Origin of the sequence: Coprococcus eutactus (assembly GCF_001404675.1) — a bacterium.
In the GTDB taxonomy this organism is placed as follows: domain Bacteria; phylum Bacillota; class Clostridia; order Lachnospirales; family Lachnospiraceae; genus Coprococcus; species Coprococcus aceti.
The window spans coordinates 402,039-416,041 of record NZ_CYXU01000001.1 but is presented as its reverse complement, the minus strand read 5'-3'; the positions used below and the strand labels follow the sequence as shown (position 1 = coordinate 416,041).

The 14,003-nt window shown below is 42.1% G+C and carries 15 protein-coding genes; 5 read left to right on the top strand and 10 right to left on the bottom strand.

What is annotated here, in order from left to right; genetic code table 11:
* Positions 1–7: 7 nt before the first annotated feature.
* The 5 genes from ARA78_RS01820 to ARA78_RS01800 all read right to left on the bottom strand — a co-directional run bounded on the left by ARA78_RS01820 (position 8) and on the right by ARA78_RS01800 (position 6,241).
* Positions 8–1,003, bottom strand: coding sequence for an ROK family protein (locus ARA78_RS01820; protein WP_055279902.1), 996 nt, complete (start codon positions 1,001–1,003; stop codon positions 8–10).
* A gap of 210 nt (positions 1,004–1,213) precedes the next feature.
* The gene (locus ARA78_RS01815; RefSeq protein ID WP_022216044.1) at positions 1,214–2,605 is read right to left on the bottom strand and encodes a uracil-xanthine permease family protein; all 1,392 of its coding nucleotides are present in this window, start codon (positions 2,603–2,605) and stop codon (positions 1,214–1,216) included.
* A gap of 67 nt (positions 2,606–2,672) precedes the next feature.
* Complete coding sequence (locus tag ARA78_RS01810; RefSeq protein ID WP_055279901.1) at positions 2,673–4,967, bottom strand: xanthine dehydrogenase family protein molybdopterin-binding subunit; 2,295 nt, start codon at positions 4,965–4,967, stop codon at positions 2,673–2,675.
* Positions 4,968–4,979: 12 nt separating this feature from the next.
* On the bottom strand, positions 4,980–5,450 hold the full coding sequence (locus ARA78_RS01805; RefSeq protein ID WP_055144146.1) for a (2Fe-2S)-binding protein: 471 nt from the start codon (positions 5,448–5,450) through the stop codon (positions 4,980–4,982).
* Positions 5,441–6,241: an FAD binding domain-containing protein gene (locus ARA78_RS01800; RefSeq protein WP_055279900.1), complete on the bottom strand. Its 801-nt coding sequence runs from the start codon at positions 6,239–6,241 to the stop codon at positions 5,441–5,443. The genes ARA78_RS01805 and ARA78_RS01800 overlap by 10 nt, the downstream gene beginning before the upstream one ends.
* 177 nt (positions 6,242–6,418) lie before the next feature.
* Between ARA78_RS01800 and ARA78_RS01795 the strand changes: the two genes are divergently transcribed.
* The 5 genes from ARA78_RS01795 to ARA78_RS01775 are packed head-to-tail and all read left to right on the top strand — an operon-like array spanning position 6,419 to position 10,657.
* The gene (locus tag ARA78_RS01795) at positions 6,419–7,504 is read left to right on the top strand and encodes an ABC transporter substrate-binding protein (protein ID WP_242849638.1); all 1,086 of its coding nucleotides are present in this window, start codon (positions 6,419–6,421) and stop codon (positions 7,502–7,504) included.
* On the top strand, positions 7,476–8,489 hold the full coding sequence (locus ARA78_RS01790) for a FecCD family ABC transporter permease (protein WP_242849637.1): 1,014 nt from the start codon (positions 7,476–7,478) through the stop codon (positions 8,487–8,489). Before ARA78_RS01795 ends, ARA78_RS01790 begins: the two co-directional genes overlap by 29 nt.
* Positions 8,486–9,310 (top strand): ABC transporter ATP-binding protein, encoded by an 825-nt coding sequence (locus ARA78_RS01785; protein ID WP_055279897.1) that lies wholly within the window; start codon positions 8,486–8,488, stop codon positions 9,308–9,310. Before ARA78_RS01790 ends, ARA78_RS01785 begins: the two co-directional genes overlap by 4 nt.
* Positions 9,307–9,642, top strand: a complete 336-nt coding sequence (locus ARA78_RS01780) for a winged helix-turn-helix domain-containing protein (protein ID WP_055279896.1) — start codon at positions 9,307–9,309, stop codon at positions 9,640–9,642. Before ARA78_RS01785 ends, ARA78_RS01780 begins: the two co-directional genes overlap by 4 nt.
* On the top strand, positions 9,575–10,657 hold the full coding sequence (locus ARA78_RS01775) for a nucleotidyltransferase family protein (RefSeq protein ID WP_242849636.1): 1,083 nt from the start codon (positions 9,575–9,577) through the stop codon (positions 10,655–10,657). Before ARA78_RS01780 ends, ARA78_RS01775 begins: the two co-directional genes overlap by 68 nt.
* Before the next feature lie 84 nt (positions 10,658–10,741).
* Here ARA78_RS01775 and ARA78_RS01770 read toward each other — a convergent pair whose 3' ends face one another.
* The 5 genes from ARA78_RS01770 to ARA78_RS01750 all read right to left on the bottom strand — a co-directional run bounded on the left by ARA78_RS01770 (position 10,742) and on the right by ARA78_RS01750 (position 13,582).
* Positions 10,742–11,434, bottom strand: a complete 693-nt coding sequence (locus ARA78_RS01770) for a hypothetical protein (RefSeq protein WP_004853247.1) — start codon at positions 11,432–11,434, stop codon at positions 10,742–10,744.
* Positions 11,431–11,991, bottom strand: a complete 561-nt coding sequence (locus tag ARA78_RS01765) for an RNA polymerase sigma factor (protein WP_044998344.1) — start codon at positions 11,989–11,991, stop codon at positions 11,431–11,433. The genes ARA78_RS01770 and ARA78_RS01765 overlap by 4 nt, the downstream gene beginning before the upstream one ends.
* Before the next feature lie 185 nt (positions 11,992–12,176).
* Positions 12,177–12,407, bottom strand: coding sequence for a type III toxin-antitoxin system ToxN/AbiQ family toxin (locus ARA78_RS14510; protein ID WP_015534180.1), 231 nt, complete (start codon positions 12,405–12,407; stop codon positions 12,177–12,179).
* A 261-nt stretch (positions 12,408–12,668) separates the two neighbouring features.
* On the bottom strand, positions 12,669–13,124 hold the full coding sequence (locus ARA78_RS01755; protein WP_004853253.1) for a DUF3021 domain-containing protein: 456 nt from the start codon (positions 13,122–13,124) through the stop codon (positions 12,669–12,671).
* 11 nt (positions 13,125–13,135) lie between these two features.
* Complete coding sequence (locus ARA78_RS01750; RefSeq protein WP_055279894.1) at positions 13,136–13,582, bottom strand: LytTR family DNA-binding domain-containing protein; 447 nt, start codon at positions 13,580–13,582, stop codon at positions 13,136–13,138.
* Positions 13,583–14,003: the final 421 nt, after the last annotated feature.

Below are 14,003 nucleotides of genomic sequence, written 5' to 3'. Positions count from 1 at the left end.
TTCTTATCTAGTGGGCACCCTCATACTTCTGAAGATAGTTGAAAAGTGCTCCTATGAGATTGGAATCGTTGCCAAATTTGCACAGTCCAACCTGCATCTCATTATAGATCACTGAAAATTTTGCAAGCTTATCCACGTACTTCTTCACGCCCTGTATGAACCTCGGTTCCGCACTGATTCCACCTCCAAGGAGTATGATGTCCGGTGCAAGAATGACATGTATATTCATGCAGTGCTTCGCGATGTTCAGATACCAGTCCTCAAGCACATCTATGACCGCCTTATCACCGGCAGTCTCCCACTCATATATCATCTCACCTGACACTTCATCTTCCCTCATGCCCTTGACTGCTGCCACCTCTCTTCTGAGTGAGCTTACCGATGCCTGCATCGTCCAGGTGACATTGTCCGGAAGTTTTACATGTTTCTTTGTATTCTTGAGATTCGCCTCAAGCGGTACAAGTTTGTCTATATTATCCCTGTTCACATCCTCAAACAGGTACGACATCTCACCGGCAACCATACCTCTGCCGTGAAGTATCTTTCTGTCTATGACTATTCCTCCACCGACACCTGTGCCAAATACCAATACAACAGCACTGTTGTAGTCCTTTGCATTTCCCTGCCATATCTCCGACAATGCGGCACATTTGCCATCGTTCTCAAGAGCCACCTTAAGTCCATCGCATCTCTCGCTTACAAGCTCGCCTATATGCGCTTTGTCAAGGTAAGGCAAGGCTCCGCCGGCATAACATATCCCGTTGTCCACATCCACCTGTCCAGGAAGTGATATAGCTATTCCTTGTATATCATATCTTTTCTTATATCCATCATATATCGACTGAAGTGCATCAAGGAATGCATCCAGCCCCTGTTGTATGTTCTCCAGTCCATTCCCAAATCTTCCAGGTGTAGGGAATTTATTCTTCTCCATTATCTCAGCATCTCTGTCCATCACACAATGCTTTATAAATGTTCCGCCTACGTCTATCACAAGGTACATAACTTCTCCTCCATACCGAATATGTTTTATTACTATATATTTTTCTTCAAGCTAAAAAATAGCAGTCTCAAATGTATATACAGTATATATTATACTATGTCGAACATACATTCGGAAACTACTATTTTTATGTTAGCATATTTTTTTGTTATCAACAACTACTTTTGTAGCGCAACTTTTTGTTATATATAACAGGGACGTTCCTTATTACTACTTTTCTTTAGGCAGTATAATATTAAGCAGAATTGCAACCATTGCCGCAGGAACAATTCCTGAGCCTCCAAAAACAAGCTGGAGCAGCTGAGGGGCATTTGCTAGAATACCAGGATTGGCTCCCATTCCATAGCCCACGCCCAGTGCTACCGAAACTATGGACAGGTTGCGTGCGCTTAATGGTTCCTTTGTTATGAGCTGAATACCACTGATAACTATCGAAGAAAACATCATAACTGCAGCTCCACCAAGCACTGACTGAGGCATGATTGATACCAGTGCTGCAAGTTTAGGGCAAAGACCACATAATATCAGGAATATCGCTCCTGTTGCAAGCGCAAATCTGTTGACGACCTTAGTCATGGCTACAAGTCCCACATTCTGGCTGAACGATGTATTTGGAAGGACTCCAAACACCGCTGCAAGAGATGAACCCAGACCGTCACACATCACACCACCTGAAAGTTCCTTATCTGTGGCTTCCCTTCCAAGGCCACCTTCCATAACACCTGATATATCACCGACAGTTTCCACCGCTGTTACAATAAACATTATGAGCACCGGAAGGATTGCTCGCACATCAAACACCGGTTTTACAGGCATGAGCTGTGGAATCGCAAACCAGGAAGCATCTTTCACCTTGTCCCAGTTCAGCACCCAGGCTTTTGTATATTCCACACCATCAGCAGTTATACCTGTTCTCGGAAGAACAAGTCCCATTATGATCGCTGCGATATAACCTGCGATTATTCCAAAAAGAATAGATGACGAACTTAAAAATCCTTTTGTCCAGTGCTTAAAGAAAAGGATGACCACAAGGACAAATAATGCGAGCAGAAGGTTCTCCATGGAGCCAAAGTCTGCAGCATTATTTCCACCTCCAAATGAATTTATTCCCACCGATATAAGGCTGAGTCCAATGGATAAAACCACTGTACCTGTTACAACAGCCGGGAAAAACCTGCGCAGAGGTTTCAGGAAAAAACCAAGCACAGTCTCAAATAAGCCACCGATAATGGATGCGCCCATAATCGCACCATACGCAAGCACTCCACCGCCCATGGTTGCCGCCACGCTGTTGAATACTCCTATAAAACCTGAAGATGTACCCATAATGATCGGCACCTTTCCTCCAACAGGTCCTATTGAGAAAAGCTGTATCAGGGTGACAACTCCCGCGATGAGCATTGCGTTCTGAAGCAGTGAAAGCTGAAGATCAGCAAATTCACCACCGACCAGTCCGCATGCTCCTGTGATAATCAATAATGGTGTCAAATTTCCGACAAACATTGCAAGGACATGCTGAAGTCCAAGAGGTATCGCCTGGGAAAGAGGCATCCTTCCATCAAGCTGGAATGCTGTTTCTGAAAGTTTAAACTTATTTTTCATCTGTTGTTTTCTCCTGTATATTTTTTTCATATTACAGATTCTGTTATTCTGCTTATGTTATCTCCAATCACTCTTCCGGCATGGACATAAGAATCTTCTCCGGTGTGATCGGCAGTTCTCTGTGCCATACACCTGTCGCCCTGTATATGGCATGTGCAATAGCAGGTGCCGGAGTGTTGATAACTATTTCTCCTATCGATTTGGCTCCAAAAGGACCTGTAGGCTCATAGCTGTTTTCAAATTCCACTCTCAAATGTCCCATATCCAGACGGGTTGGTATCTTGTATTGCATGAAACTCGACTCTATCGGGCATCCCTTCGCATTGTAGGTGATGTTCTCAAACAGAGTGTGTCCTATTCCCTGGACTATGCCTCCCTCTGCCTGAACACGTGCCAGTGCCGGGTTTATGGCTATGCCACAATCCACGACTGCAGCATAATCCAGTATCTTCACTTCTCCTGTATATCTGTCAAGTTCTATCTCAACCATTCCGACCATATATGGAGGAGGTGAAACCGGAGATGAATGAGAGACTGTGGCTACAGCAGCAATATCATTTGCGACCTGATCCTTAACACTTATATCAGCCAAAGAAACGCTTTGATCTGTTCCTGTCCGATATGCCCTGCCATTTTCGAAATACATTTCATCCTGCTCACATCCAAGCATTCCTGCTGCAATTGCGCACAGCTTCTTTTTCAATTTATCACATGCAAGCTCCACAGCCTTTCCTGTTACATACGTAGTGGATGAAGCATATGAGCCGGAATCATACGGTGAAGCATCTGTGTCTGCTCCAAATACCGCCACGTCATCAACCGAGCAGTCCATGCACTCCGCAACCATCTGTGCAAGGATAGTATCACATCCGGTTCCCATATCTGCAGCACCGATTATCAGGTTAAATGTACCATCATCCGCAAGCTTGACCGTTGCAGATCCCACATCCACATTCGATATACAAGAACCCTGCATGGCCATTGCTACTCCTGCAGCCCTGACTTTTCCGTTTCCCATGTCCCTGACAGGGTATTTATCATCCCAGTTAAATATCTCCTTGCATCTGGCCATACATCTGTCAAGAGCACACGCATTTGCCGTTTCACCATAATACGCAGGCATCTTCATTCCCTCGCGCAGCATATTCTGCTCACGGATCACGGTCGGATCTATCCCCAGTTTCTCCGCAAGTTCATTCACCGCAGACTCAAGTGCGAAGATTCCCTGTGTAGCCCCATAGCCTCTGTATGCACCAGCCGCCATAGTGTTCGTATATACAACATCATATCCAAACCTATATGCCTCAAGACCTCCCGTATATAATGGAATTGACTTATGCCCGCTAAGTCCGACTGTTGTAGGTCCATGCTCCCCATACGCTCCTGTGTTGGACAGCGTATACAGATCAAGTCCCCTTATATGTCCATCGCGGTCTGCTCCCAGACGGACTCTCACCTCCATCTCATGGCGCGGCGAGCCTGCGATCTGACTTTCCTGTCTCGTAAATATGATCTTGGCCGCACGTCCTGTCTTCATGGTCACAAATGCAGGATACACCTCACTTACCGCTGTCTGCTTTGCTCCAAATCCGCCTCCTATACGTGGTTTTTCCACTCTGATCCTGCTCTTTGGAATGCCAAGCGCTCTTGACAAAATACGACGTACATGAAACACGATCTGTGTAGAAGAAATTACATGAAGCCTTCCATAACGGTCAAGGTGTGTATACGTTCGAAAAGTCTCCATCATAGCCTGGTTAAAGGCTCTCATATGATATCTGTTCTCCAGCACCTCATCACAGTCAGCTATAACAGCATCAACATCGCCATCACCGCCTATATCGCTTGCTATCAGGTTGCGTTTCGGATCGCCTCCTACCTGAACCGGTGGGAACCAGTCGTCCTCAGGATGAACCAATATATCATTATCCTTTGCCTTGCGGAAATCCAGAACAGGCTCTAAGATTTTATATTTTACCTTTATGAGTTTCATAGCCTTGATTGCTGACTTTTCATCCTCAGCTGCTATGATTGCAACCACATCGCCCACACACCTCACATGGCGGTCCATAATGAGTCTGTCATACGGTGACGGCTCAGGATATGTCTGTCCTGCTATTGCAAACCGGCTATTTGGCACATCCTGCCATGTGTAAATATCTACTATTCCGGGTATTTTTTTTGCTATGGAGACATTTATATCCTCCACAATGGCATTCGCATGTGGACTGCGAAGCAGTTTCACAACAAGTGCATCACCGGGAGTGATATCATCCACATATACCGGTTTGCCAAGAAGTAACTGCATAGAATCTTTTTTTCTAACGGATTTATTAACTACATTATATTTTTTATGTTCCATGAGTTCACCCCTTTACTGTCTGTCATCTGCAGGAATTCTACTGTCTAAGTAATTCCGGATTCCTCTCAGTTGTCCCTCATATCCGGAACATCTGCACAGATTCCCGGCAAGATATGCCCTGATCTCATCATCCGATGGGTCAGGATTTTCTCTGAGAAGAGCTATTGTATTCATCACAAAACCCGGGTTGCAGAAACCACATTGATCAGCACCCTGATCAGCAATGAATCCGGCAAATTCTGCCGCCTCATCCTGAAGGCCCTCAAGGGTCTGCACCTCGTGTCCATCTGCCCTAGCAGCAAGCATCGAACAGGAAAGGACAGGAGTCTGATCCATAAGCACTGTACACAGGCCGCAATTTGACGTCTCACAGCCGCGTTTCACACTATAACAGCCATGATCTCGCAGGAAATCTATAAGGAGCATATCAGGAGCTATATTTCCCGAGACAAATTTCCCATTTAATTTAACTTTTATTTCCACTGCTGCTCCTCCTCAATTTTTTTCAATAATCTCTGTCCAAGCACACGTATCAGGCGGCTTCTGTATTCTGCGCCAGCACGATGATTGCTTCCAACCGGAACCTTGTCAGAAACCCAATTGGCAAATGCTTTCTCTGTATCATCTGAAAGTCCCCCTGTGAGCAAGCCTTCTTCATCCAGAACAAGTATCGCCCTTCCAGGCCTTGCGCCCACAGCCAGACGGTATTCTCCATCCACGCATGATGCTGAACAGGCAATGACAGGGAAATCTGTTCTCTGATTGCGGACTGATGCATAAGCAAAAACCCCGGGAGTTTTCCTGATGATCAGATGTACAATCACATCCCTGTCCTGCTTCATGTTGACAAATTCCCTGAGAGGAATCATACCACCATGATAAAGCTCCACAAATGCATCCATAGCTAAAAAAACTGTCAGAATGTCCGAAAATCCGAAACGTCCCCATATACTTCCGCCAATCGTGGCGAGATTCCGAAACTGAACCCCCACAATATCCTTCACAGCTTCACATACTGCACCATGTGTATATTTGTTTAATCCGTCATGCAGCTCTATCTGACGGAGTGATGCCATTGCACCAATAATGAATTCGTCATCTTTTTCTTCAATCTTATCAAGTCCCAGATCACACATATCTATGGCTGTCTGTATCAGGCGATCCTGCATTTTTGTCCAGAGCATTCCTCCGATAATACAGCTTCCCTTTTTCTGATTCAGTTCATATGCCTCATCAATACTTTGTGCGCGTACATAATTCTGTATTGTTACCATAAAAGCTCCTTTTAACATATAAACATAATTTTTCAAAATATATTATATTAAAACAGCTTGTCTTTGAAAAGATGCTTTGTTACAATACCGTTGTATTATTTCAAGAATAACGAAAGGAACATTGAATTCATGAAAACAACTTTTAAAAAGCAACTATCTATCATACTTATCTGTACTATGCTGGCAGTACTTACAGCCTGTGGTACAGACAGTGCTACAACAACACAGAGTACTACGGAAAGCACCACAGCTGCTTCAGTATCCGAATCAGCTTCCAGTGAAGAAGCATCAGAAGAAATATCATCTGAAGAATTATCTTCCGAAGAATCTTCCACTGAAGCAGATGCTGAACAGACTGTCTACCCTGTAACAGTTACCGACCAGGCTGGCCGTGAAGTTACAATTGAAAAAGAGCCATCTTCTATCGTGAGCGGCTACTATATTTCTTCAAGCCTTTTGATCGCTCTTGGTCTTAAGGATAAGGTTGTCGGTATTGAAGCAAAAGCAGACAAGCGCCCTATTTATAAGCTTGCTGCACCAGAACTGACTGAGCTGCCGAATGTTGGAACTGCCAAAGAGTTCAACCTTGAGACATGCGCTGCTCTTTCACCTGATCTGGTTATTCTGCCAATGAAGCTTAAGGATGCAGCCCAGAGCCTGACAGACCTCGGTATCACAGTACTGCTCGTCAATCCTGAAAGTCAGGATCTTCTGACAGAAATGATCAACACCATAGCTACGGCAACTAACACCAACTCAGAGGCTGCAAAGCTGCTCGCATATATAGATTCTCAGAAGGATATGCTTACTTCAGCTCTGTCTGGCGTAGAACCTGAAAGTGTATACCTTGCCGGCAACTCATCATTCTTGTCTACTGCCGGTCCTTCTATGTATCAGTCAAGCATCATCGAGCTTGCCGGTGGAAAAAATGCAGCTGATTCTATCACAGACACCTACTGGGCCGAGATAAGCTATGAGCAGCTTCTTGCATGGGATCCTTCTTATATAATAATCGCATCGGATGCCGAATATACAGTAGATGACATAATGAACGATCCAAACCTTGCAGAATGCACTGCTGTAAAAAGCAGCCACGTATATGCTATTCCTGGAGACATGGAAGCATTGGACAGCCCGGTACCTGCAGGAATCCTGGCATCTGTATGGCTTGCAGGGATCCTTCATCCTGATCAGGTATCAACTGACACATATACAACTGAAATGACAAATTATTATGAAACATTCTATGGAATCAACAACTAATAACAAGCGTAAAAATAAAAACAAAGCAACAATAACTATTATACTGGGAGCTGTCATTCTGGCAGCTCTTAGTATATTTTCTTTTTTTGTCGGAAGATATCCTCTTACACTGAATGGATTGCTGCAAGGTGATGACATGCAGTGGCGTGTATTTCTCACGCTTCGCGCAAGCCGCGGAATCATCGGCTGTATAGGGGGATTTGTTCTCGGCATAGCAGGATTTGTATATCAGACTGTCTTTAAGAACCCATTGGCTTCTCCAGACATCATAGGTGTATCCTCAGGTGCAAGCGCAGGTGCCGCATTTGGCATTCTGTTTTTGTCCGGAACAATGTCTGTAACCATATCTGCTTTTGCCGGAGCCATATGCTGTGTGATACTGGTTCTGCTTCTGTCATCGCTGACATATGAACGTGATGGAAAAAGCATAGTACTGGCAGGCATAGCAGTACACAGTCTTGCCCAGACCGCTCTTGTGTGTCTGAAGCTGACTGCCGACCCTGAAAAACAATTAGCATCAATTGAATACTGGATCATGGGAAGTCTTAATGGCATAAGCATATATTCCATTGGTTCAAATGTAATACTGTGCGCTGTCTGTCTGCTGATAATGTTCCTGTTGTACAGGCAGATCATAATGCTCTCCCTTGATGACGCAGAGGGCCAAATGCTTGGAGTGCATGTTAACCAGATGCGAATGCTGGTTCTTTTGATCGCAACCCTGGCAACTTCAAGTGTGATCAGCATGACAGGACTTATCAGCTTTATTTCTTTGCTTGCTCCGCACGGAGCCAGAATGCTGCTCAAAAATAACCGCTTATCAACTATGCTTCTGAGTGGTCTTATAGGTGGATGTCTTCTCACTTTCGGCGATATCCTTGCCCGCAGTGTATGTTCCACAGAACTGCCGGTCAGTATATTCACAAGTATCGTAGGAGCACCGTTTCTTATCTATCTATGCATAAGGAGGAAACCTGTAAAATGAGTATATTAAACATATGCGATCTGTCAGCCGGCTACCACCACAGCAGCCGCACCAACACCCCAGATGTGCAAAATGTGATAAATAATATCAGCTTTTCTGCAGAAGAAGGTACAATTGTTGGTATACTTGGCGAGAATGGCTGTGGCAAGACAACCCTTATCAAAGCTATTGCCAATTTGATTCCACATAGTGGCTGCTGCGAGTTAGATAATCTCCAGCTGGAACATATTCCTCACAAAAAACTAGCACAGCTATGTGGATATATCCCTCAAAAAAGCGGCATATCCATAGACATATCTCTCTTGGATGTTGTCATGATGGGATTTAACCCAGAGCTTAAGCTGCTTCAGCCCCCTACTGATACCATGAAAGGAAAAGCTCATGAAGTTCTTGCAATGGTCGGCCTTGATTCACGGATAAACGATAATTTCCAGACATTGAGCGAGGGGCAAAAACAGCTTGCCCTGCTGGCACGTACATTTGTGGCCAAACGGAAGCTTTTACTCCTGGACGAACCGGAAAGTGCACTGGACTTCAGACTGCGCTACCAGATCATGAAACTTCTGTGCAGCTATGTTGAACAAAACCGCGCGGTGTCTCTGGTAACGCTTCACGATTCATCACTTGCATTAAATTACTGCAACACTCTTCTGGTTTTATCTGAATCCAAGCTGATCGGTGAAATATATCCCGATAAAACACCCATTGAGGAAATGGAAATGCTTCTGTCCAAAGTTTATGGTACAATCAGTATCAGAGAACTTTGCAACCGTCAGGGAAAGCGCCAGCTTGTCATGATGAAGGAGGATGATATGCATTGAGAGCTGCTATTAAAATAACATTTTTTGATGATAATGATGAGAAATTCTTTGGTGAAGGCCCATACCGCCTTCTTTTGGCTATAGAAAAAACCGGTTCTCTCCGCTCCGCATCCCAGTCCATGGGACTTGCCTACAGCAAAGCATTCCGCATGATAAAAAATGCTGAAGAAGCGCTGGGATTTTCACTTACAAGCCGCACAACAGGTGGCAGGTCAGGTGGGGGAAGCACGATAACACCAGAGGGAAAGGAATGGCTGAAAAAATATGAACAATACAGAGAAGCCTGTATTCAGGCTGGAAGCCAATTGTATATGGAGATCTTTTCTGACTAGTCAAAAGAAACATATCGTTATTACCGGTGACAGGAAAAGTGGCAAATCAACACTTCTCTCTTCACTTTTCGACAGACAAATGCCCGGAGTTACATCATGGGCCGTTCCAAAAGAAGGCGTATACATGAAAAACAACTCTAGCGGTGAAGTTGTACGTATAGGCAGATTCTGCTCTGATGCCACAGGTTGCGAGAACCTCATGCAGCCCATTAAAGATGCCTTTAACAGCACATGTATTGCTTTTTTAGAAAGCCTAGCAGACACAACAGCACCATGGATTACTGTAGACGAAATTGGATATCTTGAAAACACATCATACGATTATCAAAAAGCTTTCGAAAGGCTCATGAATAAAAAGCGGATCATTATGGTCGTTCGAAAACAAGATCTCTCATTTCTAAACTGGCTGTGCAGCCATAAAGATGTGTTCCTTGTTGACCTTGACAGACCATTTGGCAATTCCGGATGTATCATCATGGCTTCAGGACAGGGAAAGCGCTTTGGCAGCAATAAGCTCATGGCTGAATATCACGGACAGCCACTCATAAAGTGGATACTTGATATAACAAAAGATTTGTTTGCCAGACGACTTGTTGTCACCATACACCAGGATATTGAAAAGCTTTGCACAGAATATAGTATACCGGTAATCCTTCACTCCTCTCCATATCGGAATGATATGATCCGTCTTGGTCTGGATACAATTGGTTCTTATATTGACCGCTGTGCTTTTATTCCTTCCGATCAGCCACTCATAAAGACGGAATCTATAGCATCACTATTATTATGTTCTAAAAATGAGCCATCATATATATGGAGAACGTGTTATGACAAAACACCAGGAGCACCTGTGATATTTCCAAAAGAATATTTTGATGAGCTTATGTCTCTCCCACAAGGAAAAGGCGGAAATGTCGTTGTCCACAGTCACGAATCTCAGGTAAGGCAGCTACCTGTCACCAGCAAGACTGAATTGATGGACATTGACACACCAGCAGATATGGCGCGGCTGTAGGGACGTTCCTTCTGTCACCAAGAGTGTCCCTCTGTCTTATTCGTTACAGGGGGACACTCTTGGTGACTGAAGGAACGTCCCTGATTATTCTTGGATTTGACTCAAATCAAATGCACCGTTCTCAATCAACTTCAAAATTGTGTCTACCAAGTTGTTTTTTACAGTTTCACTTTCATTTTCAACGCCAGAATACTCTACATAAATAGTGTTCTCTCCCATATCAAAGGTTGCATAATATATTACGGTTTTGATACCTTGACTATTTGACTTTGTTACGAAATATCCTGCATTGATATCAACGCCGTCTACACTTGAAGTGATTGTATTTCCATCAATGATAGTATCTAATAGATTTACACCCTGTTTAGATACTACCATTCTTGTATCACCAATTTTTCCCTCAAGACCCAGAATATTATGATTGTCAGCATCAAAGTAAGCATCTGCGGTAACAGGCAAGTCTGCAAAAAGCATTTCAATCTCAGCATCGCTCAAGGGCCTTGTTGTTACATTTAAGTTAATTGAAGATTGTGATAAGTCATTTTTAACAAAAGTAATTGTTTCTCCACCATCCAGCGTGGCAATATCGTTTTTTGTACCAAACAGATTGCTTTGAAAAACTCCCACTCCAATCACAGCAACGAGTACGAAGCAAGCAGCAACAGACACCCATTTTTGCCGATTAGTTATTTTACTTGTTTTTTTCATAGGTTCAGCCTCCTTAATATACTGATTATCGACATTTCCCAATGCCCTTAAAAGTTTCTTTTCTTTCATACAGAGATACCTTCTTTCTCTAACAATTTTTTAAGTTCGTTCCTTGAACGAAATAATGACATCTTGATTTTGCTCTCGCTCATATCATATTCCGTTGCAATTTCTTTAATGGGCGATAAGTACCAATATCTTCTCATAAAGATTTTTCGCTGTTCTAATGACAGGGAAGAAAGAAAGCGGTTGAGAATATCCGTTAGAGCAATTTCTTCAACAATGTTTTCTGTACTATCCAACGATGGTATGCACTCTTGTATTTCATCAAGAATCAATGGCATTTGCCCGCCATTACGTTTCTTTGCATTGAGCAGTTCGTACCTGTCCAAAGATAAGTTGCGAGTAATCTTCCCTAAAAAAGTTTTTAGGACAGATGGACGGTTAGGCGGTATGCTGTTCCAAGCTCTTAAATAAGTATCATTTACACATTCCTCGCTGTCTTCGTCATTGTGAAGAATATTAAAGGCTATGTATCTGCAATACTTTCCGTATTTTTTTGAAGTTTCGGATATAGCAGCTTCGGAGCGCTCCCAATATAAATCTAATATCTGCTTATCATCCATAGGCTTCTCCTCCTCCTTTGTATTAAGGCCTTTCACTCTAATAGACGGGGAAAATGTGTCAAGCGTCACTTAAATTCAAAAGATATTTATTCAAAGATTAGCTTTCATTTTTTGAAAGAATATAATAAAACAGCAAAAGACATACACCAACAAGTCTCTTAATATTCAATGCGGAAAATTACAATTCATACAATCTTTTTGAAATCAATTTTATCCCTCATTTTTTCATGCTTTTCCTTTGGCTTAGATAAGGGAACACAATACTTATGTTCATTACAAATAACAAGCACTCCAAGAAAAGGTCGCTCGTCCTTACCAATCTGAGGAGATACCGATAAAACTCTGTCATCTATATTATGTAAGTTTCTGATGTATTTCATATCAATACGATATACTTCTAATGGTGCTTGAATCATTCATTTCTTCTTTAAAATATTTCAAGGACTATGTTTCCATAGTCCTTGAATGTAGTGTCACCGTAGCGACCCTAACGCTTTTTGAACGTCCACTTATCGGCAGGACCCTCCTTCAATATTATTGAACCAAATGCCATTCTTTTGTCAATGAATTTCTAAAAATTCATAATCTTTTTATATTTAGCACAAATCATTTTTCAGCCTCGTAGAGCGAAATACACCCACCGCACAAATCTTCGATTTGTACTCTGTGTATTTCGACTAATTATTCTTTTGAATGCCTTCTTTTATCTTATAAATACGTATCTTCCAAATCAAATATTGTACTATCCAAACTACAACAAATATTGCAACAAAAATAGCAAAATAGCTTAATACACCTTTAACAGAATGCTCCATCCATTCGCAAATATATGCAACTGTCATCATAAGTACAGATACAATTCCAAAATAAATGCTTGTTTGTTTTAATAAACTCCACTTATCTATTTCCCAGATAACAGATGCTCCTGCAAATCCTGCTCCAAGAACGGCACTTAAAACAGTCTGTATGATAATCGCTGTTACCTCATTGCCAAATCGTTCAATCAAACTCGGAACACATGAATAGTAACTACCATCACCGATTGCAAGTGAAATTCCAATTGTAATCAAATAACTAATTACAATTCCACCCAATAATCCAACAAATATTCTAGAAAATAATTCTTTTTTCATTTTTAGTCACCTCATAATCCTAATACTTTTTTGATCTTTGAAACATATCTTCTGGAAACATAACTTACAGTCCCATTCGATAATTCCATACAAATTGTTCCTACAAAGCTTAAATCAAGGCTTTTAACCTTCTTAAGATTCACAATTTCTGAATTTGATATCCTTACAAACTTACTGTTATCCAATCTTTCTTCCGCTTCATATAGTCTCAATCTAATTTGATACGTACCATTGTCAGTTTGGGTAAAAACATTACTGTCTTCTGCATAAATCTTTACTATGTGATCCGGATCTAATAGTGCGACCTTATCCTCTCTGATACCGGAAATAATTGTTGGAGCATCATCTAATCTGCTTACAAAATCAACAACTCTGTTAACTTCTTCCGTCATCTGTGCTGTTGTAATCATAATTTCAGGTTCTTTAGCTTCCGCATCGATATTAATATTCAGTTTCATGATTTTCCTCCTTTCTTGCTTTATAGTATATCTGAATTAGGATTATTATCTATACTTTATCAATAGGTGGTCATTTTTTCTACCTAACTGGTCAAAAACAATGTTTTCTCAGTTGATTCTTTCCCTTGTTTTTTCCCTTATGAGGGTTCATAAACAAGGGTAAAACGATATAACACAATACAAGATGTGACGGGGAGGACACCCACGAAAATTTTAGTATTTTCAAGGGTTTGCCGAGATTTCTATAACCAAATATAACAGTTATTAAATTTCTTAAAATACCTCAAGTGAGACTTCAAATTTATCGCTCTGATTTTTAATACATGTAGGGACGTTCCTTCTGTCACCAAGAGTGTCCCTCTGTCTTATTCGTTACAGGGGGACACTCTTGGTGACAGAAGGAACGTCCCCGATTTCCCCG

Coding starts and splice junctions, on each gene's coding strand:
- ARA78_RS01790 (WP_242849637.1), top strand. CDS start 7,476: ATGAAACATTCTATGGAATCAACAACTAATAACAAGCGTAAAAATAAA.
- ARA78_RS01820 (WP_055279902.1), bottom strand. CDS start 1,003: ATGTACCTTGTGATAGACGTAGGCGGAACATTTATAAAGCATTGTGTG.
- ARA78_RS01800 (WP_055279900.1), bottom strand. CDS start 6,241: ATGGTAACAATACAGAATTATGTACGCGCACAAAGTATTGATGAGGCA.
- ARA78_RS01810 (WP_055279901.1), bottom strand. CDS start 4,967: ATGGAACATAAAAAATATAATGTAGTTAATAAATCCGTTAGAAAAAAA.
- ARA78_RS01795 (WP_242849638.1), top strand. CDS start 6,419: ATGCTGGCAGTACTTACAGCCTGTGGTACAGACAGTGCTACAACAACA.
- ARA78_RS01750 (WP_055279894.1), bottom strand. CDS start 13,582: ATGAAACTGAATATTAATATCGATGCGGAAGCTAAAGAACCTGAAATT.
- ARA78_RS01785 (WP_055279897.1), top strand. CDS start 8,486: ATGAGTATATTAAACATATGCGATCTGTCAGCCGGCTACCACCACAGC.
- ARA78_RS01815 (WP_022216044.1), bottom strand. CDS start 2,605: ATGAAAAATAAGTTTAAACTTTCAGAAACAGCATTCCAGCTTGATGGA.
- ARA78_RS01755 (WP_004853253.1), bottom strand. CDS start 13,124: ATGAAAAAAGAATTATTTTCTAGAATATTTGTTGGATTATTGGGTGGA.
- ARA78_RS01775 (WP_242849636.1), top strand. CDS start 9,575: ATGAACAATACAGAGAAGCCTGTATTCAGGCTGGAAGCCAATTGTATA.
- ARA78_RS01765 (WP_044998344.1), bottom strand. CDS start 11,991: ATGGATGATAAGCAGATATTAGATTTATATTGGGAGCGCTCCGAAGCT.
- ARA78_RS01770 (WP_004853247.1), bottom strand. CDS start 11,434: ATGAAAGAAAAGAAACTTTTAAGGGCATTGGGAAATGTCGATAATCAG.
- ARA78_RS14510 (WP_015534180.1), bottom strand. CDS start 12,407: ATGATTCAAGCACCATTAGAAGTATATCGTATTGATATGAAATACATC.